The 23,177-nt window shown below is 44.0% G+C and carries 24 protein-coding genes; 6 read left to right on the top strand and 18 right to left on the bottom strand.

Features of this window, described 5'->3' with window-relative positions:
- Window positions 1–104 precede the first annotated feature (104 nt).
- From ACY3ZI_RS19160 to mqo, 4 genes are all read left to right on the top strand, one after another.
- The gene (locus ACY3ZI_RS19160) at window positions 105–518 is read left to right on the top strand and encodes a YgiW/YdeI family stress tolerance OB fold protein (RefSeq protein ID WP_487375711.1); all 414 of its coding nucleotides are present in this window, start codon (window positions 105–107) and stop codon (window positions 516–518) included.
- A 118-nt stretch (window positions 519–636) separates the two neighbouring features.
- On the top strand, window positions 637–1,227 hold the full coding sequence (locus ACY3ZI_RS19165; protein ID WP_487375712.1) for an NUDIX domain-containing protein: 591 nt from the start codon (window positions 637–639) through the stop codon (window positions 1,225–1,227).
- A gap of 493 nt (window positions 1,228–1,720) precedes the next feature.
- Window positions 1,721–2,110 carry a cupin domain-containing protein gene (locus ACY3ZI_RS19170; RefSeq protein ID WP_211886860.1) on the top strand — a complete coding sequence of 130 codons (390 nt, stop codon included), beginning with the start codon at window positions 1,721–1,723 and terminating at the stop codon, window positions 2,108–2,110.
- 8 nt (window positions 2,111–2,118) lie between these two features.
- A complete protein-coding gene (mqo, locus tag ACY3ZI_RS19175) occupies window positions 2,119–3,612 on the top strand; it encodes a malate dehydrogenase (quinone) (protein ID WP_487375713.1) in 1,494 nt (497 codons plus the stop codon).
- A gap of 79 nt (window positions 3,613–3,691) precedes the next feature.
- Here the strand turns inward: mqo and cysQ are convergent, their stop codons facing one another.
- Window positions 3,692–4,426, bottom strand: a complete 735-nt coding sequence (gene cysQ, locus ACY3ZI_RS19180; RefSeq protein WP_487375714.1) for a 3'(2'),5'-bisphosphate nucleotidase CysQ — start codon at window positions 4,424–4,426, stop codon at window positions 3,692–3,694.
- A gap of 136 nt (window positions 4,427–4,562) precedes the next feature.
- Window positions 4,563–5,183 (bottom strand): BamJ family beta-barrel-assembly machinery protein, encoded by a 621-nt coding sequence (gene bamJ / locus ACY3ZI_RS19185; protein WP_036949262.1) that lies wholly within the window; start codon window positions 5,181–5,183, stop codon window positions 4,563–4,565.
- A 208-nt stretch (window positions 5,184–5,391) separates the two neighbouring features.
- On the opposite strand from bamJ, the gene ACY3ZI_RS19190 reads away from it, so the two are divergent.
- Both ACY3ZI_RS19190 and ACY3ZI_RS19195 read left to right on the top strand, forming a co-directional pair.
- Window positions 5,392–6,003: a LysM-like peptidoglycan-binding domain-containing protein gene (locus tag ACY3ZI_RS19190; RefSeq protein WP_211886853.1), complete on the top strand. Its 612-nt coding sequence runs from the start codon at window positions 5,392–5,394 to the stop codon at window positions 6,001–6,003.
- A gap of 169 nt (window positions 6,004–6,172) precedes the next feature.
- Window positions 6,173–6,937 carry a CDP-diacylglycerol diphosphatase gene (locus ACY3ZI_RS19195; RefSeq protein WP_211886851.1) on the top strand — a complete coding sequence of 255 codons (765 nt, stop codon included), beginning with the start codon at window positions 6,173–6,175 and terminating at the stop codon, window positions 6,935–6,937.
- 93 nt (window positions 6,938–7,030) lie between these two features.
- Here the strand turns inward: ACY3ZI_RS19195 and rplI are convergent, their stop codons facing one another.
- The 16 genes from rplI to tsaE all read right to left on the bottom strand — a co-directional run bounded on the left by rplI (window position 7,031) and on the right by tsaE (window position 23,164).
- Entirely contained in the window at window positions 7,031–7,480 is a 450-nt protein-coding gene (gene rplI / locus ACY3ZI_RS19200; RefSeq protein ID WP_036948960.1) for a 50S ribosomal protein L9, read from the bottom strand.
- Window positions 7,481–7,518: 38 nt separating this feature from the next.
- Window positions 7,519–7,746, bottom strand: a complete 228-nt coding sequence (gene rpsR, locus ACY3ZI_RS19205; RefSeq protein WP_000135199.1) for a 30S ribosomal protein S18 — start codon at window positions 7,744–7,746, stop codon at window positions 7,519–7,521.
- Between the two features lie 4 nt (window positions 7,747–7,750).
- Window positions 7,751–8,068 (bottom strand): primosomal replication protein N, encoded by a 318-nt coding sequence (gene priB, locus ACY3ZI_RS19210; RefSeq protein WP_036948958.1) that lies wholly within the window; start codon window positions 8,066–8,068, stop codon window positions 7,751–7,753.
- 8 nt (window positions 8,069–8,076) lie between these two features.
- Complete coding sequence (gene rpsF, locus ACY3ZI_RS19215; protein ID WP_006657979.1) at window positions 8,077–8,472, bottom strand: 30S ribosomal protein S6; 396 nt, start codon at window positions 8,470–8,472, stop codon at window positions 8,077–8,079.
- Between the two features lie 165 nt (window positions 8,473–8,637).
- Window positions 8,638–9,375, bottom strand: coding sequence for a 23S rRNA (guanosine(2251)-2'-O)-methyltransferase RlmB (gene rlmB / locus ACY3ZI_RS19220; protein ID WP_154603050.1), 738 nt, complete (start codon window positions 9,373–9,375; stop codon window positions 8,638–8,640).
- An 83-nt stretch (window positions 9,376–9,458) separates the two neighbouring features.
- On the bottom strand, window positions 9,459–11,939 hold the full coding sequence (rnr, locus tag ACY3ZI_RS19225) for a ribonuclease R (protein ID WP_487375715.1): 2,481 nt from the start codon (window positions 11,937–11,939) through the stop codon (window positions 9,459–9,461).
- Window positions 11,940–11,980: 41 nt separating this feature from the next.
- The gene (gene nsrR / locus ACY3ZI_RS19230; protein WP_036948950.1) at window positions 11,981–12,403 is read right to left on the bottom strand and encodes a nitric oxide-sensing transcriptional repressor NsrR; all 423 of its coding nucleotides are present in this window, start codon (window positions 12,401–12,403) and stop codon (window positions 11,981–11,983) included.
- A gap of 293 nt (window positions 12,404–12,696) precedes the next feature.
- Window positions 12,697–13,998 carry an adenylosuccinate synthase gene (locus ACY3ZI_RS19235; protein WP_211886846.1) on the bottom strand — a complete coding sequence of 434 codons (1,302 nt, stop codon included), beginning with the start codon at window positions 13,996–13,998 and terminating at the stop codon, window positions 12,697–12,699.
- Window positions 13,999–14,283: 285 nt separating this feature from the next.
- On the bottom strand, window positions 14,284–15,285 hold the full coding sequence (gene hflC, locus ACY3ZI_RS19240; RefSeq protein ID WP_132496337.1) for a protease modulator HflC: 1,002 nt from the start codon (window positions 15,283–15,285) through the stop codon (window positions 14,284–14,286).
- A 2-nt stretch (window positions 15,286–15,287) separates the two neighbouring features.
- Window positions 15,288–16,496 (bottom strand): FtsH protease activity modulator HflK, encoded by a 1,209-nt coding sequence (hflK, locus tag ACY3ZI_RS19245; protein ID WP_154628847.1) that lies wholly within the window; start codon window positions 16,494–16,496, stop codon window positions 15,288–15,290.
- Between the two features lie 173 nt (window positions 16,497–16,669).
- Window positions 16,670–17,950 (bottom strand): ribosome rescue GTPase HflX, encoded by a 1,281-nt coding sequence (hflX, locus tag ACY3ZI_RS19250; RefSeq protein ID WP_211886844.1) that lies wholly within the window; start codon window positions 17,948–17,950, stop codon window positions 16,670–16,672.
- Window positions 17,951–18,041: 91 nt separating this feature from the next.
- Window positions 18,042–18,338, bottom strand: a complete 297-nt coding sequence (hfq, locus tag ACY3ZI_RS19255) for an RNA chaperone Hfq (RefSeq protein WP_006662385.1) — start codon at window positions 18,336–18,338, stop codon at window positions 18,042–18,044.
- 107 nt (window positions 18,339–18,445) lie between these two features.
- Window positions 18,446–19,387: a tRNA (adenosine(37)-N6)-dimethylallyltransferase MiaA gene (gene miaA, locus ACY3ZI_RS19260; RefSeq protein ID WP_211886842.1), complete on the bottom strand. Its 942-nt coding sequence runs from the start codon at window positions 19,385–19,387 to the stop codon at window positions 18,446–18,448.
- Window positions 19,380–21,344: a DNA mismatch repair endonuclease MutL gene (gene mutL / locus ACY3ZI_RS19265; RefSeq protein WP_487375716.1), complete on the bottom strand. Its 1,965-nt coding sequence runs from the start codon at window positions 21,342–21,344 to the stop codon at window positions 19,380–19,382. The genes miaA and mutL overlap by 8 nt, the downstream gene beginning before the upstream one ends.
- Before the next feature lie 12 nt (window positions 21,345–21,356).
- Entirely contained in the window at window positions 21,357–22,685 is a 1,329-nt protein-coding gene (gene amiB, locus ACY3ZI_RS19270; protein ID WP_181477678.1) for an N-acetylmuramoyl-L-alanine amidase AmiB, read from the bottom strand.
- Between the two features lie 14 nt (window positions 22,686–22,699).
- Window positions 22,700–23,164 carry a tRNA (adenosine(37)-N6)-threonylcarbamoyltransferase complex ATPase subunit type 1 TsaE gene (tsaE, locus tag ACY3ZI_RS19275; protein ID WP_487375717.1) on the bottom strand — a complete coding sequence of 155 codons (465 nt, stop codon included), beginning with the start codon at window positions 23,162–23,164 and terminating at the stop codon, window positions 22,700–22,702.
- Window positions 23,165–23,177: the final 13 nt, after the last annotated feature.

Genomic DNA, 23,177 nt, shown 5'->3' on the forward strand with positions numbered 1-23,177 from the left:
TAAAAATATATTTAATTAATTTGATTTCTTAAGATCCTGTTAAGATTTACTTGGTTAAATACATCCCATAGACCAAATTTCTGGTTACTTGTGGAGAAACAAAAATGAAAAAATTACCTTTAATCACCTTAATCGCTGCCCTTGCTACCGCTCCTGTTTTTGCTGCTACTGGTGGTTTTTCAGGTCCAGGTGAAGTCGCCAACACCACTAACACTGAAACCATGAAAACCCAAGAAGGCGGTTTTAACGGACCAAATGCAAGTGAAACAACGGTTGCGAAAGCCCTTGAATTATCTGACAACAGCTGGGTTGTTTTACGCGGTAATCTCGTTAAACAACTGGACAAAAAACATTACGAATTCACCGATGGCACGGGCACAATCACCGTTGAAATTAGCCAAAAACGCTTCAATGGAGTGAACGTCACGCCGAAAGATAAAATCGAAATTCGCGGTGAAGTTGATAAAGACTGGAATTCTAAAGAGATCGACGTTAAACAACTTCAAGTCATCAAATAATCCATCTCGATAAAAAGCCAGTAATACAGCCTTACTGGCTTTTTATTATTTACTGTCTATTTTCCCTTTCTATTTGTAATGCTAGATTAAATTTACCTTATCCCTGTGCGACTTATTTATGAAACAGCCTCAAGTTAGGAATATCAGCGAAAAATTACTGTCAGATAATTGGTACATTCTCAAAAAATATACCTATGAATTACAGCGACACGACGGTTCTTGGCAAAAACAAGAGCGTGAAGTGTATGACCGTGGCGATGGCGCTGTCATTTTGCTTTATAACACATCCAAAAATAGCATTATCTTGATCCGTCAATTCCGTATGCCAATGTACGTTTCTGGATATAAACAGTTGCTAATTGAAGCCGCTGCCGGACTACTTGAAGGCTCTTCCCCTGAAGCAAGAATTATTGCTGAAGCCGAAGAAGAGACTGGCTATAAAATTGATAATATCGAAAAGGTGTTTGAAGCCTTTATGAGCCCAGGCTCCGTCACTGAAAAGCTGCATTTTTACATTGCCCAATACAGTGATAAAGACCGCCAAAGTGATGGTGGCGGACTCGCTGATGAAGGTGAAGATATTGAGGTTATCGAATGGTCATTCCCTAATGCGCTTGCCGCTATCAAAAATGGTGAAATCATGGATGGCAAAACCATTATGCTTATTCAACATCTCGCCTTAAGCGGAATTCTAAGTCCCAAAAAATAGTTAGTTTTTAAAGGGTGAAAATAGCTTTTTTGCCCTTCAATTCTTAAACTATTTTATATAGTCATCATTAAACGATTTCTTTGCTATTTATTTTTCTATTCTCTTTCTTATTTTCATACTTTATTCTCTTATTTTTTATAAATTACAATTTATTACACTTTCCATTACCGAGCATCTAAACTCGATAATAAAAAGAATAAAATAGAGTTTATTCCATCAAAAAAGAATTATCTTTTATCGCTTTGATTTAAATTAAAAAAACATCAAATAAACCCATCCAAAAACAATCATCGATAAAATTAAAAAGTCTATTTTTTCAATAAAATACTTTCACTTAAAAATATTAACTTTGACCTTGCCATTAAAAAACTTTAGATTTAAAGATATTCTATCTTCAGAACTTCACTATTTTTTCGTTAAGGTAAAAATCGAAACACTGAATATTATCTTAGTTATTAAGCAATATTATTCTTAAGTTAAGGAGCTAAATAAGATGATCCGTTGTATTCGTATGTGGACAGGTGAAGACGGTAACTCTCTGTTTGAAGAAGGCACCATTGAACTGAATGGTGTTGCTCGTGGAGATGACCAAAGCCCTGCCATTGCCGTCAGTGAACTCACCTTCCGCGAAACCGTTTCAGGTGGCTCGTGGGATTGGCATAAAGACCCCGTTCCTCGCTATGTAATCACCCTCACTGGTACCTTAGAGTTCGAAACCAAAGATGGCTCCACATTTATTATCAAACCAGGTGACATTCTGCTTGCTCAAGACAACACCGGAACAGGACACAAATGGCGTCTGATTGGTGATGAACCTTGGAGACGCGCTTATGTGGTGTATCAAGACGGTACAGACTTGTGTTTCACTCCGAATAAAAAATAGGGATTTCCATGACTAAACCCATTGCAGAAAATGTTGATATCGCGCTAATCGGTGCGGGGATCATGAGCGCCACCCTCGGCACTTTTCTTAAAGAGCTGGAGCCAAATCTCACTATCGCGATATTCGAAAGATTAAATGATTGTGCCCAAGAGAGTTCCCATCCATGGAATAACGCGGGGACAGGTCACGCAGCAAACTGTGAAATGAACTATACCCCGCCAAACCCTGATGGCACGGTAGATATCAGCAAAGCCCTTGAAGTAAACACTGAATTTGACCTGTCTCGTCAGCTATGGTCCTACTTAGTCACCAAAGGCAAAATCAAAAATCCACGGGACTTTATCCATCCTTGTCCGCACATGAGCTTTGTATCTGGTGCAGACAACATCAAGTTTTTACAACAACGTTTCCGTCAAATGTCTGCCCATCACTGTTACCACAATATGGAATACAGCGATGACCTAAAACAGATTGATGAGTGGACGCCATTAGTGGTTGAAGGTCGTGATCCTAATGAAAAAATTGCGGTTACCCGTGTCGTTACTGGGGCTGATGTAGATTACGGTGCCTTAACCCACTTATTGATGGCGCAACTGAGCGAACAGAACGGGTTTTCTCTTCACTATAAACATGAAGTGATTGATGTGACACAGACGCCTGATGGGCGCTGGAATGTGGAAGTGAAGAACCTTCTGACTCACGAAAAAACCATTACGTCCGCAAAATTTGTTTTTGTGGGAGCCGGTGGTCGCGCCATTGAATTACTGCAAAAATCCGGTATTCCGGAAGGTAAAGGCTACGGCGGATTCCCTGTGAGTGGAATTTGGTTGCGCTGTGATGATGAAAAAGTGGCGGCTCGCCACCACGCCAAAGTTTACGGAAAAGCCGATAAAGGCTCGCCACCGATGTCTGTACCGCATTTAGATACCCGCATCATCGGCGGAAAACGCTCTTTACTGTTTGGACCGTATGCTGGTTTCTCGAGTAAGTTCCTAAAACATGGATCTTATTTGGATCTGTTTGATTCCATCAGACTGAACAATATTGAACCGATGCTTGCCATCGCGAAAGATGATTGGTCATTAGCTGAATATCTCGTGGGACAAGTACTGCAAACGTCTGCTCATCAATTCTCTATGCTGCAAAAATTCTATCCTGATGCGCAGCGTGAAGATTGGAAAGAAGTGGTCGCAGGCCAACGCGTTCAGATCATTAAACCAGATCCAGTGAAAAAAGGCGTATTGGAGTTCGGTACAGAGTTGATTACGAGTGCAGATAAATCGTTCACCGTATTAATGGGCGCATCACCAGGTGCATCGACTGCGGCGTTTATCGCCCTCAACGTACTGAAAACCTGCTTTGCAGATCAACTCTCTGCGGATGGTTGGGAAGCTCGATTGAAGACTATCATTCCAACTTATGGAATTGATTTAAAACAGGATGCAAAAGCATGTTTAGATATTCGTACTGCAACAGCTAAAGTGCTGCAATTAGATAACTAAGCATTGAATCATGTTGTTCAAGTCGGGTAAGTTGATCATTAGCTACCCGACTTTTTATTATCTTGCTATTTTCGCTATCTTAACGACATTCAAAACCGGGGTTCAAAAAAGACTCTCTCGGGGAATAATCCAGTGTATTTCCCTGCCAATCCACCACGCTAGCCCCAGCACCTAATGCCACTGCATGTCCTGCGGCTGTATCCCAGATATTGGTAGGTCCAAAACGTGGGTATAACTGTGCGCTGCCTTCAGCCACTAGGCAGAATTTTAGCGATGAACCTATCTCCGCAGTGCGATGATCTGGAAGGTTAGCGAGGTACGCCATCAATTGGGAGTCTTGATGAGAACGACTGATCACCACCACAGGTGGCGTCGCAGCTTTGACATGAATACGCTGAACTTGCCCATGCTCTTCTTTCCACGCTTGAGAGCCTTCGGCGTAATACATCAACCCTTTTGCGGGTGCGAAAACCACACCCATGACTGGAATGCCATTTTCAATTAACGCAATATTCACGGTGAAGTCACCATTGCGATTAATGAATTCTTTAGTTCCATCCAATGGGTCAATAAGCCAGTAACGTTGCCAATCACGACGTACAGACCATTCTGGTGGATCTTCTTCTGAAAGTTGAGGGATATCAGGTGCTAAACGTGAAAGCCCCTCCTTGATGATTTGATGGGCGGCAATATCCGCAGCCGTGACAGGGGAATCATCTTGTTTATGTTCAACCTGCAATGGCGCATGCTCATTGTAGATTTTCATGATGGCATCACCCGCCTCTCGGGCAAGTGTACAGAGTTGTTGGCGCATTTTATTTCCCCTAATGACACTAAGCCTTTAAGAGTAACAAGAGCAGAATATTTACGCTAATAAAAAAGCCTCATTAGCTATACCAAAATGGCAAGCGAATGAGGCGATTATTCTTTTCTGTAAGTCAGTCAGAAAATTATAAAATTTCCAGTAACTCAACTTCGAAAACGAGGGTGCTGAATGGAGGAATGGATGCGCCAGCACCACGCTCACCGTAAGCTAATTCATGAGGAATGTATAATTCCCATTTTGAACCCACTGGCATTAATGTCAGCGCTTCAATCCAACCTGGGATCACGCCGCTTACTGGGAATTCTGCTGGCTGACCGCGCTGTACGGAGCTGTCGAACACAGTACCGTCAATTAAACGACCGGTGTAATGAACGCGAACACGGTCAGAACGCGCTGGGATTGCGCCTTCACCTTGGTTGATCACAGAGAATTGCAAACCAGACTCAGTAGTCGATACGCCGTCTTTCTTCTGGTTTTCATCTAAGAATTTTTGACCTTCTGCAGCCAGTTCTTTTTGACGCTCTTGGCGAACTGCATCTGCACGCTCGTGCATTTCACGCAGTGCTTTATGCAGAGCTTCAACTGGAACTGATGGCATGTTGCCTTCTAAAGAATCAGTCAGACCCGCTAAAATTGCGTCTGGAACTAAGCCTTCTAGTCCTGATTCTAATAATTGCTGTCCAATTTGTAGACCAATGCCATAGCTCGCTTGAGCTTCTACTGAATCAAAGTTTTGGTTTGCCATGAAAATACCCATTTCATTTTTTGAGAAAAACCAAGGATAGCAGCCCCTTTCCTATGGGTAAACCTAAACCCGATAACGGAAGAATAAAACTGTCTAAATTATTCAGTGTTCTCCTAAATTAGTCTTCAACTTGTTAATTTACGCGTAAATAGTGCTAGTATGCGTTAAAACGTCTGTGATTAATTATTCCTCAAATATAGGAGGGGTCATGTTGAGACTATCCACTTTTCATCGCTATGGAATTGCTATTCTAGCGCTGATCGTTATTGCTGCCTTATTTTGGCCTACTGGCGATAAATCTAATTCCACGCAAAATAATACAAGCAATGTGCCAAACCAACCTATCGTGATCCCACCGACTTCGCAGCCTAATCCAATCCCGGATACGGTGTTATCGCAGCCAGAACAACCGACAACCAACATCCCAGATACATCACCATCATTGCCAAGTGAACCTGAAATTATTCAAGAGCCGCAAACATCTCAGCTGACACAGCAGCCAAGCACCAGCGTGCCATCACAGCCATCCACGCCACCAACCACACGCCCGTCAGCTAATGAATGGCAGAATTATCGCGTTCAGAAAGGAAAAACATTGGCGCAGCTATTTCGTGATAATAACTTGCAGGCAAATGATGCCTTTATCATGGCAAAAGCTGAAGGCTCAGAAAAACCCCTTAGCAACTTGCAGCAAGGGCAGAAAATCCGATTGAAAGCCAATGGGAAAGGTGAAGTTCAACAGCTGGAAATTACAGCAACCAACGGTCAAACCTATAGCTTTACACGCTTAAGCGATGGTAGCTATTACCGAACACCTTAATTTATATTTTAACGTCGGGGATTTCATACAATACCCCGACCTTTCTTTTATTTTCAGAATAAAAATTCAATTTAGACGTTATTTGATGACGTTTCTCACCATAAACTACGTATAATCACTGTTCTTTATTACACTTAATAGTTAAACAGGGAAAAGAACAGGACAATCTATGCAGAAAAACAACAATACCTGCAAAAAGAAACTCATTAAAATTATTGCCGCCGTAGTTTTACTCCTACTACTCAGTCTTATTGGCTATATTTCATGGATTAAATACCATGCAGATGGGCTGTGGAATATCATTAGCCAGCAGTGCATTGCTATCAATGATCCTGACCAGCGTAATCCATCTTGCATGAAAGTGGATTTAGACAATCGCTATGTACTCTTCAAAGATAAAAAAGGCCCGGTTCATAATTTGGTACTGCCAACCGATAGAGTCAGTGGTATCGAATCCCCTTTATTACTCGAAGATAATAGTCCGGATTACTTTACGCTTGCCTGGAATGAACGTGAGAGTGTTAGCCCCGCGGGTCAACCCGTTATTAGCGATGATAAACTCGCTTTAGCGATTAATTCACAATATGGGCGTTCCCAAGATCAACTTCATATCCATATTGCTTGCCTAAAACCGCAGGTTATTGAGCTAGTTAACCAACATGCAGATGCGATTAAATCTGAGTGGCATGTTTTTCCAGTGGAATTGGAAGGGCATGAATATTGGGCGAAAAAGTTAGATAGCCAACAAAGCCCTTTCAAGCAGCTAAATGAATATGTTCAAGCACATAATGACAGCATGGGGAACTATGGACTGGCGGTGACGGAGCTGAAAGATGGTTCGATGGTATTATTAGCGAATCGGATGGATGTTTGGCAGTTTAATTTAGGTAGTGCGGGAGAATTGCTGGATTACCAATGTTCAGTTAATCAGTAAGTTTTGCATACGTTAGAAATAAAAAAACACCGGATTCCCGGTGTTTTTTTATTGTGCCACCGCGTTAACAGTGGCAACTATCATCATTATTGATTACTCAGCAACGATGATAACGTTCAGCTCTGCGAAAACATCGCTGTGTAACTGGAAGTGAACTTCGTGGTCACCAGTAGTACGCAGAACGCCGTTTGGCAGGCGAACTTCGCTTTTCGCAACTTTAACGCCAGCCGCAGTGATTGCGTCAGCGATGTCACGAGTACCGATTGAACCGAACAGTTTACCTTCGTCACCAGCTTTAGAAGCCAGAGTAACAGAACCCAGCGCAGTAACAGCTGCTGCACGAGCCTGTGCTGCTGCCAGAACGTCAGCTAATTTAGCTTCCAGTTCAGCGCGGCGAGCTTCGAAGAATTCAACGTTTTTCTTAGTTGCAGGAACAGCTTTGCCCTGTGGTACTAAGAAGTTACGAGCGTAGCCCGATTTAACGTTAACTTGGTCACCCAGGCTACCTAGGTTAGCTACTTTATCAAGCAGAATAACTTGCATTACCTTATCCTCTATTAGTCGTTAATGGACTGTACCAATTACTGATGACGATCAGTGTATGGTAACAGAGACAGGTAGCGAGCGCGCTTGATAGCACGAGCGAGCTGGCGTTGATATTTTGCACGAGTACCGGTGATACGGCTTGGTACAATTTTACCACTTTCAGTGATATAGTTTTTCAGCGTTGCGATATCTTTATAGTCGATCTCTTGAACGCCTTCCGCTGTGAAACGGCAGAACTTGCGACGACGGAAATAACGTGCCATATGGCTAGTCTCCAGAATCTATCAAATCAATCTGCTCGGCATGTAAGACTAATTTACTGATTCCATTACGTCCCTGATGGGTACTAATGAAACCTGTAACAGTAATCAGACTGCCGACCGTTATACTGTGAGTATGGGTTTGTAAGGCTTGTCCGCTGGCAATGACGGGCATTCTGCACCATGCTTGCCGTGACATTCCAGCTTCCTGTTGTCCAGAACGATGTTCTAAAACAAACTGGCAATGTGGAATGCCGGACGGACTCACTTTTCGAATCAATGCTTTACAGACTGTGCCTGTCAGCACCAGACGATTAGTGATCACCTGAGCAATTACTCTTCAGAATCCCCAGTTTCTTCTGCTTCTTCGTCTTGATAATCATCAGACATGTCACGGCCGCGACGTTCGTCTTTGGCTTTGACCATTGGAGAAGCTTCTGTTACTGCGTGTTTTAAGCGCATAACCATGCTGCGGATAACGGCATCGTTGAAGCGGAAGTTAGTTTCCAGCTCATCAATCGCTTCCTGTGGAGCTTCTACGTTCAGCAGAACATAGTGAGCTTTGTGCAGTTTGTTGATTGGGTAAGCCAGTTGACGACGGCCCCAGTCTTCCAGACGGTGAATCTGACCTTGTGCGTTAGTGATAACAGCACTGTAACGCTCGATCATGCCCGGAACCTGTTCGCTTTGGTCAGGATGGACCATAAAAACGATTTCGTAATGACGCATTAGTAGTTGCTCCTTACGGATTATTAGCCTCCTGTCTGGGTTAACCGCGGCCCGCGGAGGCAAGGAACTTGTTGAGTGCGGCTAAAAAATTGACGCGTAACTATACCCATCCCAGATAAAAAACTCAAGAGATGGGGACAAATTAAGCAAAAATTATTTTATGATTTATTTGGCAATGCGTTGACGTACTGCTTCAAACAGGCACACGCCCGTTGCCACAGAGACGTTCAGCGATGAAACTGAGCCCGCCATTGGGATGCTAATCAGCTCGTCACAATGTTCGCGAGTCAAACGACGCATACCTTCACCTTCCGCGCCCATCACGAGTGCAATAGAGCCTGTCAGCTTACTTTGATACAAGTTATGGTCAGCTTCGCCAGCGGTGCCGACAATCCACACATTGTACTCTTGCAGTAAACGTAAGGTTCTTGCCAAGTTAGTCACCCGGATCAGCGGAACATTTTCCGCCGCGCCACATGCCACTTTCTTCGCGGTTGCGTTCAATTGTGCGGATTTGTCTTTAGGAACAATCACTGCATGAACACCGGCTGCGTCTGCACTACGTAAACACGCACCTAAGTTATGTGGGTCAGTCACACCGTCGAGGATCAGTAAAAATGGCGATTCGGTGCTTTCCAGTAAATCTGGAAGATCCCCTTCTTGATACTGTTTACCGGCTAACACATTGGCGATAATCCCTTGGTGTACCGCACCTTCAGTTTGTGCGTCCATCCATTGGCGATTTGCCACTTGCACCACAATGCCCAACGCTTCGATTTCATGAACGATAGGCATCAGGCGGCGGTCTTCACGACCTTTTAAAATATAGACTTCTTTAATACGTTGCGGAGAACGCTCAAGCAGGGCTTTCACTGCGTGAATGCCGTAAATAATTTCGCTCATAAATATCTTTTAGGTTGAGAACATTAAATAGGTGGAAAATCAAAAGGTGGCGATTGCCCGCCACCTTGTATCATGAAACGCGCTTATCCCTCTTGTTTTTGGGATTTTTTCGCCACGCGTTTTGCTTTTAACTTGGCACTGATTTTTTTGGTTTTATCGGACGGCTTTTTGCTTTTCGCTTTACCGTTTCCTTTACCTTCAGGTTTCGCGTCTTTGCTGTCTTTCTTGCTTTTTTTCTCTGAACGACGAAATGCAGAATCAGGTTCGAAGTTTTTCTCTTTGCTCACATCGCCTTTTCGACGGGCTGAACGTGTCGCATTTTTAACTTCTTTCTTCATCTTATCCCGCGTGGTTTTACCCGGGTTTTTCGCTTTTCGTGTCGTTGAAATTAAAGCAAAATCAATGGTGCGCTCATCCATATGTACCGCTTCTACACGGATTTCCACTTCATCGCCAAGGCGATAAGTTGTACCGGAAGATTCACCAATTAAGCGCTGTCCAACCGCATCATAACGATAATAGTCGTTATCGAGGGTTGAGATATGCACTAAGCCATCAATAAATAGGTCATTTAAGCGAACAAAGAAACCGAAACCTGTCACGCTAGTGATAAGTCCAGTAAACACTTGTCCCACTTGGTCTTGCATGAAGTCACATTTTAACCAATCTGCGACGTCACGGGTAGCTTCATCTGCGCGGCGCTCGGTCAGTGAGCAGTGCTCACCCAATTGCAGCATGCTGTCCATATCGGAGTGCCATCCGCCAGTTTCCGTCCAGCGCTTATCTCCATGACCATGCTCTTTTGCCAGTAGGTATTTAATACCACGGTGCAAAGTTAAGTCAGGATAACGACGAATTGGCGAGGTAAAGTGCGCATACGATTTCAGACCTAAACCAAAGTGACCTCGGTTTTCTGGATCATAAATCGCTTGCTTCATTGACCGCAAAATCATGGTCTGCAATAGCTCATGGTCTGGGCGCTCAGCGACTTCGTTCATTACTTGGGCGTAATCTTTTGGCTCTGGCTTCATGCCACCCGGCAGAGTTAAACCTAACTCGCTGAATACTGAGCGTAAGTTCATAACGCTCTCTTCTTTCGGACGGTCATGCACACGGTATAGTGCAGGCTCTTCGTTTTTCTCAACAAATCGCGCCGCCGCAATATTAGCTAAAATCATGCACTCTTCAATTAATTTGTGTGCATCATTACGCTCTACAGGCTCAATACGCTCAATGCGACGTTCCGCATTGAAGATAAATTTGGCTTCTTCAGATTCAAACGAGATAGCGCCACGCTCAATACGTGCTGCATCTAACGCTTTGTATAATTGGTGTAAATGCTCGATATGAGGTACTAACGCTTTGTAGTGCTCGCGTAGCTCTTCATCCCCTTGCAGCATTTTCCACACTTTGGTGTAAGTTAAACGCGCGTGAGAGCTCATCACCGCTTCATAGAATTTATATGAAGAGAGTTTTCCGGATGCCGAAACCGTCATTTCACACACCATACACAGACGATCTACGCCTGGGTTTAGTGAACATAACCCGTTAGACAGTACTTCCGGCAGCATTGGCACAACTTGGGATGGGAAATAGACCGAGTTACCACGGCTATGGGCTTCCGTATCCAGTGCCGTTTGTGGGCGGACATAATAGCTCACATCCGCAATCGCCACCCATAAACGCCAACCACCACCTTTTTTCGGTGCACAGTAAACGGCGTCATCGAAGTCACGAGCGTCTTCGCCATCGATGGTGACGAGTGGAAGATCGCGCAGATCCACACGCCCTTTCTTCGCAGCTTCAGGGACTGTTTCACTGTAATCAGCCACTTGCTTTGTCACTTGTGGCGGCCAAGAGTGCGGAATTTCATGAGTACGTAATGCGATTTCGACCGCCATACCCGTACCCATGGTTTCACCGAGTACTTCAATAATATTCCCAACAGCTTGAGAGCGGCGTTGTGGGCGAGTTTCTAATTCTACCACCACCACGTTACCCATACGGGCGCCGCACTGTTTGTCTTTCGGAATTAAAATATCGAAACTTAAACGGCTATCATCGGGAACAACAAACCCCATTCCTGCTTCAATAAAATAGCGTCCAACAATTTGGTTATTGCGCGGCTCTAATACACGTACAACACGCACTTCAGTACGCCCTTTACGGTCTTGACCATAAGGTTGAGCCAAAATCACATCACCATGTAAAGCTCGCTTCATCTCATCTTGAGATAAGTAGTAATCTTCTTTTTTACCTTCGACACGCAAGAAACCATAGCCATCACGGTGGCCAATAACTTTACCTTTTAATAGGTCAATGCGTTCTGGTAATGCATAACATTTGCGGCGAGTGAAAACTAACTGTCCATCACGTTCCATCGCACGTAAGCGACGACGCAATGCTTCCAATTCATCTTCCGTAGAGAGGTTGAGTAGCTGTGCAATTTCTTCACGGTTTGCAGGGGCTGTGCGCTTAGATAAGAGATCTAAAATAAACTCTCTACTCGGAATTGGGGATTCGTATTTTTCTGCTTCTCTTTCCTGAAAAGGATCGTTTGACATTGTTACCTCCATTGTCATCAGAGTGATAAATTACTGAGACATTAATCGAGCAGTAATTGATACAGCGGACTATTATCTTTGACCATGTCCGCTAGCGTATATTGGTCTAGTTCTTGTAAAAATTGTTGTATTGCCTTTTGCAGCACACCTTTTAGGCGGCAAGCGGGCGTAATATGGCAAAACTCGCCACTACAATTGACTAGAGTGAGTGGTTCTAATGCGCGGACAACATCACCGATCCGAATTGATTCCGCCGGTTGACCCAGTGCGATCCCGCCATTTTTACCACGGGTGGCTTTTACATAGCCAAGGTGGCTTAGCTGATTAATAATTTTAACCATATGATTACGAGAAACACCATATACTTCAGTAACTTGTGTAATACTCGTCATTTGCCCTTTTTCTAGAGCGGCTAAGTAGATTAGGGCGCGTAACCCATAGTCAGTAAAACTTGTCAGCTGCACAATCACCTCAAAAATTTTTTGGTGCTACAAATATGTCGTGAAATACTTATCTGCCATTTTCGTTATATTTGTTTTCTGGCTACCATCTAAAGTACATTTTGAACGATTTTCTACAGTATATCGCCTTAGTTTTAGTCTAGCCCATCCTTGCACGTAAAGATGCTTGTAATGGCACATAATGTTCAACTTGATGGATATTATCTGAAAATTTTAGCGTTTTATCAAAAAGGAATTCATCGGAAGGAAAATGGGAGAGATAAAAAAACAGCGCTCAGTGAGCGCTGTTCTGTCTATTACTCAACGTCAAACGGATCACGCAGGATCATCGTTTCTGAACGGTCTGGGCCAGTTGAAATAATATCAACAGGGATACCAGTCAGTTCTTCAATGCGTTTGATGTAAGCTAAAGCGGCCTTTGGTAATAACCCTCTTTCTTTAACGCCGAAAGTCGTTTCGCTCCAACCAGGCATGACTTCATACACTGGCTCTAAGCCTTCCCACTCATCAGCTGCTAAAGGTGTAGTTTCTAACACGGTGCCATCTTTACGACGATAACCTACACAGATTTTTACTTCTTTTAAGCCATCTAAAACGTCCAGCTTAGTTAAGCAGAAACCTGACAGAGAGTTAATTTGTACAGCACGGTTAATAGCTACGATGTCTAACCAACCAGTACGACGCTTACGACCCGTGGTTGCACCGAATTCTTGGCCTTTCTCACGCAGGAATTCACCCGTTTCATCGAACAGTTCAGTTGGGAATGGACCCGCACCAACACGTGTTGAATAAGCCTTGATGATCCCCAGTACGTAATTCACGTAACGTGGACCTAAGCCAGAACCTGTTGCAACACCACCCGCTGTTGTGTTTGAAGAAGTTACATACGGGTAAGTACCGTGGTCGATATCCAGCAGAGTACCTTGCGCACCTTCAAACATCACTAATTCATTCTTCTGATGTGCTTTATAGAGCAAATCAGAAACATCAATTACCATGCTAGTCAGAAGATCTGCAACAGACATGATGTAATCTAATGTTTCTTGGTAATCAACCGCAGGCTCTTTGTAATAGTTAACCAGTTGGAAGTTATGGTATTCGATGATTTCTTTTAATTTTTCGGCGAAAGTTGCTTTATCGAATAAGTCACCAACACGCAGACCACGACGTGCAACTTTATCTTCGTATGCAGGACCGATGCCACGACCAGTTGTACCGATAGCTTTTGCTCCACGCGCTTTTTCACGCGCATTGTCTAATGCGATGTGGTAAGGCAGGATCAGTGGGCATGCTTCAGAGATACGTAAACGCTCACGAACAGGAACACCGCGGTCTTCCAGTTCTTTCATCTCTTTCATTAAAGCATCAGGCGCAAGAACAACACCATTAGCAATGATGCTGATGACATTTTCACGAAGAATACCGGATGGAATTAAGTGGAGAACGGTTTTTTCACCGTTTACAACAAGAGTATGGCCAGCATTATGGCCGCCCTGATAGCGAACTACATATTTAGCTCGTTCTGTCAGCAAGTCAACGATCTTGCCCTTCCCTTCGTCACCCCATTGGGTGCCCAGTACGACAACGTTCTTACCCATTTCGAAATACACTCGGTTGCTTAAAAATGAATTCTACCATCAAAAATGAACTGTTCCAGTGATATTTTGGCATTACAAAAATTTTTTTCTAGAAAGCAAGTAAAATGGTAGTTTTATTTCTGTCGTAGACTCAAAGTGAATTTTCCCAACCTGAGCAGCTCAAATTTTCCCTGAAAAATCCATCACTTAAAACGACAGGCGAAAAAAAGCCCACCGAAGCGGGCTTTTCTTTATTAGATTAACAGTAATTTAAGCTCGTTGCACGTAACTTAAGCTGTTTATCATTTAATCCGTTGAACGCAGCTTAGTTGGCGCCTTCATAAAGCGGAAGAAATCTGTATCTGGGCTAAGCACCATTACGTCATCACCACTTTTGAAGCTTTGCTCATAAGCACGCAGGCTACGAATAAAGGCATAAAACTCTGGGTCTTGGTTGAATGCATCAGCAAACAGTTTCGTTGCCATTGCATCACCTTCACCTCGCAGGGTCAGTGCTGTACGCTCTGATTCTGCCAGTGTTTCTGTTACTGTCTTATCCGCTACCGCACGAATTTTAGTCGCTTCTTCCTGACCTTGTGAACGGTGCTGACGCGCTACCGCTTCACGCTCTGCACGCATACGTGCATAGATGGCTTCAGAAACTTCATTTGGTAATTCAATACGTTTGATACGCACGTCAACCACTTCGATACCTAACGCCGCCATACTGTTTGCGTTCACAACCAGTGGCTTCAGGTTAGTTTCTTTTTCAACGCGAGCCGCCGCATCTGCAATTGCAGCATCAGCATCTTTGGTTGCTTCGTCGGTTGCTGTACCTTTGTTCAGTGCATCGCGAACATCAACAGTTAAACGACCACGAGAGTCAGTAATGATGTCTTTAACACTTAAACGACCAAACTCAGAACGTAAACGGTCACTGAACTTACGTTTTAACAGGGTTTCTGCTTGGAATGGGTTACCACCACCAGTCGCTACATAGTAACGGCTGAAATCAGTGACACGCCATTTCAGGTATGAATCCACCATTAAGTCTTTGTTTTCGCTAGTCAGGTAACGGTCAGCTTGAATTTCTAACGTCTGAATACGTGCATCTAGCATTTTCACAGTTTCAATAAATGGAACTTTGAAATGCAGACCTGGTTCATAAACGATGGGTTTATTCTCAGAATCACGTAAAACCTTACCAAAGCGTAATACAATACCGCGCTCAGTTTGAGGAACAATAAAGATTGATGCGTAGGCAACGGCTAAAACAGCAATCACTACAAAAATAAATGACTTACGCATGATTATTGTCTCCCTACTCTAACTGCATCACCACGCACAGGATTGTTTGGCTGCGCAGGCGCTGAACTCGTAGAAGATGAATTGTTCGTTGAGTTCGTCATTCTTGCTGACTGATTCACTTTTGGTGCCGCAGTCGTATTGCCCGTCGCACCACGCATGATTTGATCCAACGGCAAGACTAACATGCTGTTGCTCTTATCATTAGCAATTACTTTACGTGTATTTGCTAATACGCGTTCCATCGTTTCTATGTATAAACGCTCGCGGGTAATTTCTGGTGCAGCACGATATTCAGGTAGCATTTTCGCGAAGCTTGCGACCTCACCCTCTGCTTTGAAGACGACGCTCGCCTTGTAAGCTTCAGCTTCTTCGATCATACGTTGCGCGTTACCTTTCGCGAGAGGCAGAACTTCATTTCGGTAAGCATGCGCTTCACGAATTGTTTTTTGTTCTTCTTCCCTTGCGGAGATTACATCATCAAACGCCGCTTTAACATCTTCAGGCGGACGAGCCGCTTGGAAGTTGACGTCCAGCAGGGTAATACCCATTTTGTATGGTGCAATCGTTGCTTCTAGCTCTTTCTGCGTAACATCACGGATAAAGGCTCGATTCGTAGTCAATACTTGCTCCATAGCAGATTGACCAATAACGCCACGCACCGCACTATCCAGCGCTTGACGCAGGCTATTATCAGGATTCGTCACGCTGAACAGGTATTGAGCAGGATCGGTAACACGGTACTGAACGTTCATTTCAACGCGGATAACGTTTTCATCTGATGTCAGCATCATACCGTTAGTCGCTTGCTCGCGAACGGTTTCAACGTTCACAGGAACGACTTGATCGATAAACGTTGGTTTCCAGTTCAGACCAGGTCCGACAACACCACTATATTCACCAAAACGTAATACTACGCCACGGTCACTTTCTTTAATGGTATAGAAGCCTGAGCCTGCCCATACTACGACAACCGCAGCAAGTGCTAACATACCTAAACGACCGCTCAGCTGTGATGGCTGTTTGTTATTACCTTCACCGCCGCCTTTATTACCGCCGCCGCCAAGCTTGCTGCCTATTTTACGAAAGAGATCGTCGAGATCATAAGCCCCAGGTTTCCGACCACCTTTGTTCCCGCCAGAGTTGCTGCCTTTATTGCCGCTTCCCCACGGATCGCGGTCTTGTCCGTCATTACCGGGCTGATTCCACGCCATGTTTTAGCTCCATTCTTTATGATTGATTTTTAGGGCTAAGAGCGATATTTCTCATCATTCATTTCACCCATGGGCGTCTTGAATCAAGTCGAGGATATTGGGCTCTTAATATCAATTCCATTGCCTAACTGTGTTGCGGTTAATTCAGTCAACTAACTGTTTTAACATCATTTTTAAACAACATAGTTAGGTAATTGTTGCTCCTGCTTGCATAAGCGTCGCCAATCCACCATTGGCATACGCACCTCAAGTCCAATAGTGCCGTCTTCTTCTTGCCATTCACGCTCGATGGATTGAAGTTGATAAAAACGACTCCGTAAGCGACCTTCATTCGGTGGTAAACGCAGTTCAAAATGTGCGATCTCACCTGAAAGGCGTTCCGTTAATGCTTGAAGCAACAAAGGGATACCTTCACCTGTTTGCGCTGAAACCCAGACACGAACTGGCTTGTTATCCTCATCTCTGTCAATACGCGGGACAAAATCGTCGAGCATATCAACTTTGTTCATCACTAAAAGTGTTGGGATTTCATTTGCATCTATTTCTTCCAGCACACTGTCAACCGCTTGGATATTTTCATCCAGTCGGACATCAACTGCATCAATCACATGGAGCAGTAAAGTGGCTTCACGCGTTTCTTGCAGAGTTGCTTTAAATGCAGCAACCAGATCATGTGGAAGGTGGCGAATAAAACCCACAGTGTCCGCTAAAACGACAGTTCCTACATCATCAACATCAATACGACGTAAAGTAGGATCTAACGTAGCAAACAGTTGGTCTGCTGCGTAAACATCTGCCGACGTCATCCGATTAAATAAACTGGATTTTCCGGCGTTGGTATAGCCCACCAAGGAAACAGTTGGAATATCTGCTTTGCTTCTTGATTGACGACCTTGCTCACGCTGTTTTTCGACTCGTCCGAGACGAGATAAAATCTGTTTGATTTTATCTCTGAGTAATCGGCGGTCAGTTTCAAGCTGAGTTTCACCGGGACCACGTAAACCAATCCCGCCTTTTTGTCGCTCAAGGTGCGTCCATCCCCTCACTAAGCGAGTGGATAAATGCCGTAATTGAGCTAATTCAACTTGAAGTTTACCTTCATGCGTACGCGCACGTTGTGCAAATATATCTAAAATTACCCCTGTACGATCAACGACCTTACATTGGCAAACCCGTTCGAGATTACGTTCTTGAGCAGGGCTAAGTGTGTGGTTAAATAACACCACATCAGCACCACTAGCTTCGACGGCTTCAGCGATTTCTTCAGCTTTCCCTTCCCCAACGAAAAATTTTGGATGGGGAGCCTTACGGCTGCCAGTTACTATTTGTACAGGTTTAACGCCAGCAGACGTCACTAAAGACTCAAATTCTGCTAAATTATCAATGTCTTTTTCTTGATCAAAAAAGACATGAACCAGTACAGCTAGTTCACCGCCTTCATACCTATCAAACAAGGTGTAACCTCTTAGGCTAAACAATAATTGCAAAGGAAAGACACAGGTATAGTCTCCCTACCCATGCTTTCCTTGTTTTTAGCGTACAGTCTTACTCAGCTGATTCGCCATCTTGCCCAGCAGAAGCACCACCGTGGTAGTTGCCATTGCCAGCGCCAGCAGTACCAGTACCGCTATGATGAGAAACAGGGCGTGCTGGAACCACAGTAGAGATAGCGTGTTTATAAACCATCTGGCTAACTGTGTTTTTCAGCAAAATAACAAATTGGTCAAAAGATTCGATTTGACCCTGCAATTTAATACCATTAACTAAATAAATAGAGACCGGAACCCTTTCACGACGTAATGCGTTCAGGAACGGATCTTGCAAAGATTGCCCCTTAGCCATTCTATGTTTTCCTTATTTTGTTGTTTTTTAAATGAGAATCTTACGATTCCTAAAAATTACTACTCAAAAATTACGCTTAACGCTTTAATTGTACACAAAGAATAGCCCTATGCACTAATAACCTGAATAACGGTGTCAAGCGCTTGCTGAGGTTGTTCACTATCTAACCGATGAACATTGTCCCAGCTTCTCAACCAAGTGATCTGCCGTTTAGCCAATTGGCGCGTCGCGCAAATCCCTCGATAAACCATTTCATCATAATCTATTTCACCATCGAGATAAGACCACATTTGTCGATAACCTACGCAACGAATGGAAGGTAAATCAACATGAAGATCGCCTCGTTGGTATAGCGCTTTCACTTCGTCTTCAAACCCTGCTTCTAGCATTAAACGAAAACGACGTTCGATACGCTCATGTAAAATTTTACGATCTTGTGGCTCAATAGCAAACTGAAACACATTATAAGGCAATTCTGTGCCTGCTGTTTGAGTCATTTCAGTCAAAGTTTGTCCCGAAATGAGATATACCTCTAAAGCTCGGGATAATCTTTGTGGATCATTAGGATGAATACGAGCCGCAGAGACGGGATCGACCTCAGCCAAACGGCGGTGTACTTCAGCCCAACCTTGTTCTTGCGCTATCTTCTCAATTGCCTCACGCACTTCTGGAGAGGCTGATGGCAGCGGTGATAACCCTTCTAATAAGGCTTTAAAATAAAGCATAGTGCCGCCAACCAGTAATGGAATCTTACCTTGAGACGAAATTTCATCCATTACATTTAATGCGTCACGACGAAAATCAGCCGCAGAATAAGGCTGAGATGGATCGAGGATATCTATCAAACGATGCGGGGCTTGGCTAAGCTCTTCTTGATTAGGCTTCGCGGTACCAATATCCATTCCTCGATAAATCAATGCCGAATCGACACTAATAATCTCCACAGGCAAATGCTTGCGTAATTCGATGGCCAATGCCGTTTTGCCCGAAGCCGTTGGCCCCATTAAGAAGATGGCATTAGGTTTTTGTTGAGTTACTAAATCACTCATTTGTCAGTGTAGCTACCACGGGTTGTAAATTAATTAATTGTAATAATGTTGGCGGTGGATTTGTAACCCACTGCGGACAGATCCGCTCAACATCAGCCAGTAATTGAACTGCCTGCGCCAAACTCCAACTTTCTTCGTTTTTTGCCTGTGAAATCGCATTTGCTAGCCATTGCGCGATATTTTCATTCGAGACACTCTCTTTTGCTGACAAAAACACGATTAAATCAGAAAAAAGCTGCGATAAATTTTGCGTTCTTAACGGTAACGATACCGTATGAATTGTTACTTTTCCATGAAATATCGAGGCATCGATACCAAATAGTGTCAATTGTTCCTTATAACGTTGCAAAACCTCTATTTCGTCACTTTTTAGTGACAATTTTAAGGGAATCAGCAACGGTTGAGGTTTTAATCCACCATTTTCTGGCGTTAATTGAGCCAGCTTGAGTAAGTAATTCGCTTCATTCAAGGATAACAGGATTATCCCTAATGAAGACTCAATTAATGCAAAGTTTTTTGCGTAAATTGTCAATACTTTACCGAATTGGTAGTTATCCGCACTTTTCGCTACAGATTGGCTATCTACAGGACTGACATTCAACGGCTTTCTTTCTGGGAATAACGGTTTTTTATCTTCAGGCGCAACGGGAATCGACATCAAACGTTGATACAGTTCACCCGCTTTACGTTCATAGCTTGGCTCTGAGCGTTGATAGCTTGGTGTTGGACTGGATTTGCCTGCATTGTCCGAAGCAAAAGAGCGACTTTTGCCCATGACTGATTCACTTCGTGGTTCACCATAAGAAAGTGAAGGCTCTTGAGCATGAATCCGTTGAGATCCTTGTGGTTTCTCTATTTCCGGTGAAGCCGGAGATGCAAAGTAGTTATCCCCAGCAGATGCACGATTTTCAACTTCGTTGGATACAGGCTCTATTCCTGGAAGTTCATTTTCCGTCAGTGCATTAAGCAATACAGCGCGTACCGCTTGATAGATAAAATCATGCACTAATCTAGCTTGATGAAAACGCACTTCATGTTTAGCGGGATGGACGTTCACATCCACTTGCTTTGGATCGATGGTCAAGTACAGCACATAAGCAGGTTGTTGATTCTCATCCAAATGACCTTCATAAGCTTGACGGATCGCATGGTTGATCAGCTTATCGCGCATCATACGACCATTCACATAGCAATACTGAATATCACTGACTCCGCTAGACGTCGTTGATGGTGTAACTACCCAGCCTTTGATTCCTAAATCACTGTGCTCCCATGAAAGCGCTAACGCGCCTTGCATAAAACCCGTTCCGCAGATTGAGCCTAAACGGCGCTCATGCTGATTGGCATCTTGCGCTGCACGATACTGCTTAACTAATTTGCCATTGTGCGACAAATTAATTGCCACATCAGGGCGAGAAAGTGCAATTCGACGCACGATTTCATCAATATGCCCAAACTCGGTTTTTTCTGTGCGCATAAATTTGCGACGAGCTGGCGTATTGTAAAAGAGATCCAGCACTTCGACCGTTGTGCCATTTGGATGGGCTGCGGGTTTTACCGTCACCTGCATGTCACGACCTTCTGCATAGGATTGCCATGCCTCAGTCTGCTCAGCAGGTTTGGAGGTTAATGTCAGGCGGGAAACAGAGCTAATACTGGCAAGGGCTTCTCCACGGAAACCCATGCTCATGATAGCTTCAAGGTCATCTAATGTGGCAATTTTACTGGTGGCATGGCGCGCTAAAGCGAGGATCAATTCATCTTTGTTGATCCCACAACCATTATCCCGAATCCGGATCAGCTTTTCTCCTCCTCGCTCAATCTCGATATCGATACGAGTTGCCCCTGAATCAAGGCTATTTTCGACTAACTCTTTAACCACGGAGGCGGGTCTTTCGACCACTTCGCCCGCTGCTATTTGGTTTGCTAATTGAGGAGAAAGGATCTGGATTGCCATAACCTAATTCACTTATTTTGGCGCTGCTTGCAGCGGATTCGCTAAAAAGTACTGACGTAACCCTTGGTGAATACCATCAGCCACTTTTTCTTGATAATCATTGGACTTCAATAGCTGCTCTTCGGATGTATTACTGATAAACCCAGTTTCCACTAAAATGGATGGAATATCGGGAGAACGTAGTACGCCAAGGCTCGCATGTTCTGGCGTTTTCTTATGAATATTACCAATTTTTCTGAGCTGCTGAATGACATGAACGGCAACATCGTAACCCACACGTTGTGAGTGCCCAAACTGTAAATCCAATACCGCTTGGCTTAAATACGGATCTGCACCACTAAGTGCGTCACCCGCCCCACCAAGAAGCTCAGATTGCTTTTCACGTTGCTCCAACCAACTACCTAATTCACTGTTTGCTCGGCGATTAGATAGTACCCAAACGGATGCCCCACGAGCGCTACTGTTTGGTGCTGAATCAGCATGAATAGAAACCAGCATGTTGGCGCCTTTCTTACGAGCAACGTCTGAACGACCACTGACGGAAATAAAATAGTCTCCGTCCCTTGTCATTACAGGCTTAAACATCGGATCTGCATCCAGTTTTTGATACAATTTACGCGCCACACTTAGTGTCACGTCTTTTTCTTTATAACCGTTTTTACCAATCGCCCCTGGGTCTTTTCCACCATGGCCCGCATCAATCGCAATCACCACCTGCTTAGTACCTTTTGGCAAGGTTTTGGTTGGCGTTGCTGGGGTTGATGGCGTGGTCGATGAAGCCACCGCTGGTACATTCATTTTTAATGGTTTTTCTTGTACCGGCTGAACAGGCTGCGAATTACGTGTGGATGGCGTTGCCGTTGGCTGGGCTGGCATCACGGTATTATTATATGAATTTGATGTCTGTCCTTTACCTGTTGATACCGTAAAGACAACTTGGTATTGACCAGAAACCTGCTGAACAACCGCTTTAGTTTTTGCCGCTTGAGAAAGCTCAAGGACGATACGTTTGTGCTGGCTATCAGGTGCTTGGCTAGCGCGAACTTGCTTCACCAAGTCCCCTTTCGGTAGCTTAAGTGGTAAGCCAATAATTTCACCACGTTGCTGAACATCAATCACTAAGCGTTCTGGTGAGTGCAACGGGAAGTAGGAATAATCAGGCTTTCCATCAACAAATGTTAATGTCACTTGCGCCTGTGAAGGGCTATTACTAACTTGAATATTAGAGAGAGATGCAGCTTTGGCGGTTGATGTCACCAGAGCCAGAGCAAACATCATCAATAATAAGAAAAGAGAAAAAATACCCTTGGTAGTTATTCTGTTCATCGATGCATTCATCATGAGCTATATGTTCCTTAGAATACCGTTAACGCTTCCAATAACGACTCTCCGGTTGTCGAAAAAGCGACAACCCGAGCCTGACGCCCTTCATCTTGATAGGTTAAATGGATCTCCAGATCCGCTTCAGGTAAGAAGCCTTTACCCTGCTGTGGCCATTCCACTAAACAAACTGAGTTGTCTGAAAAATAGTCGCGGATCCCCATAAACTCAAGTTCTTCAGGATCAGCTAAGCGATACAGATCAAAGTGAAAAACGTGTCTATCCGCTAATTCATAAGGCTCAACGAGTGTATAGGTTGGGCTTTTTACATGGCCTTGATGGCCCAATGCTTGTAAAAATCCACGACTAAATGTGGTTTTTCCTGCACCTAAATCGCCATACAGGTTAATAACTGCGCCTTGTTTACAGGCCATAGCGATCGTGCACCCAAGCGCGACTGTTTGCTCTTCATTAGCAAGTTGTACTGTGCGTTCTTTCATAGTTAGCGAAGCC

It is taken from the genome of Providencia sp. LY12 (genome assembly GCF_057621555.1).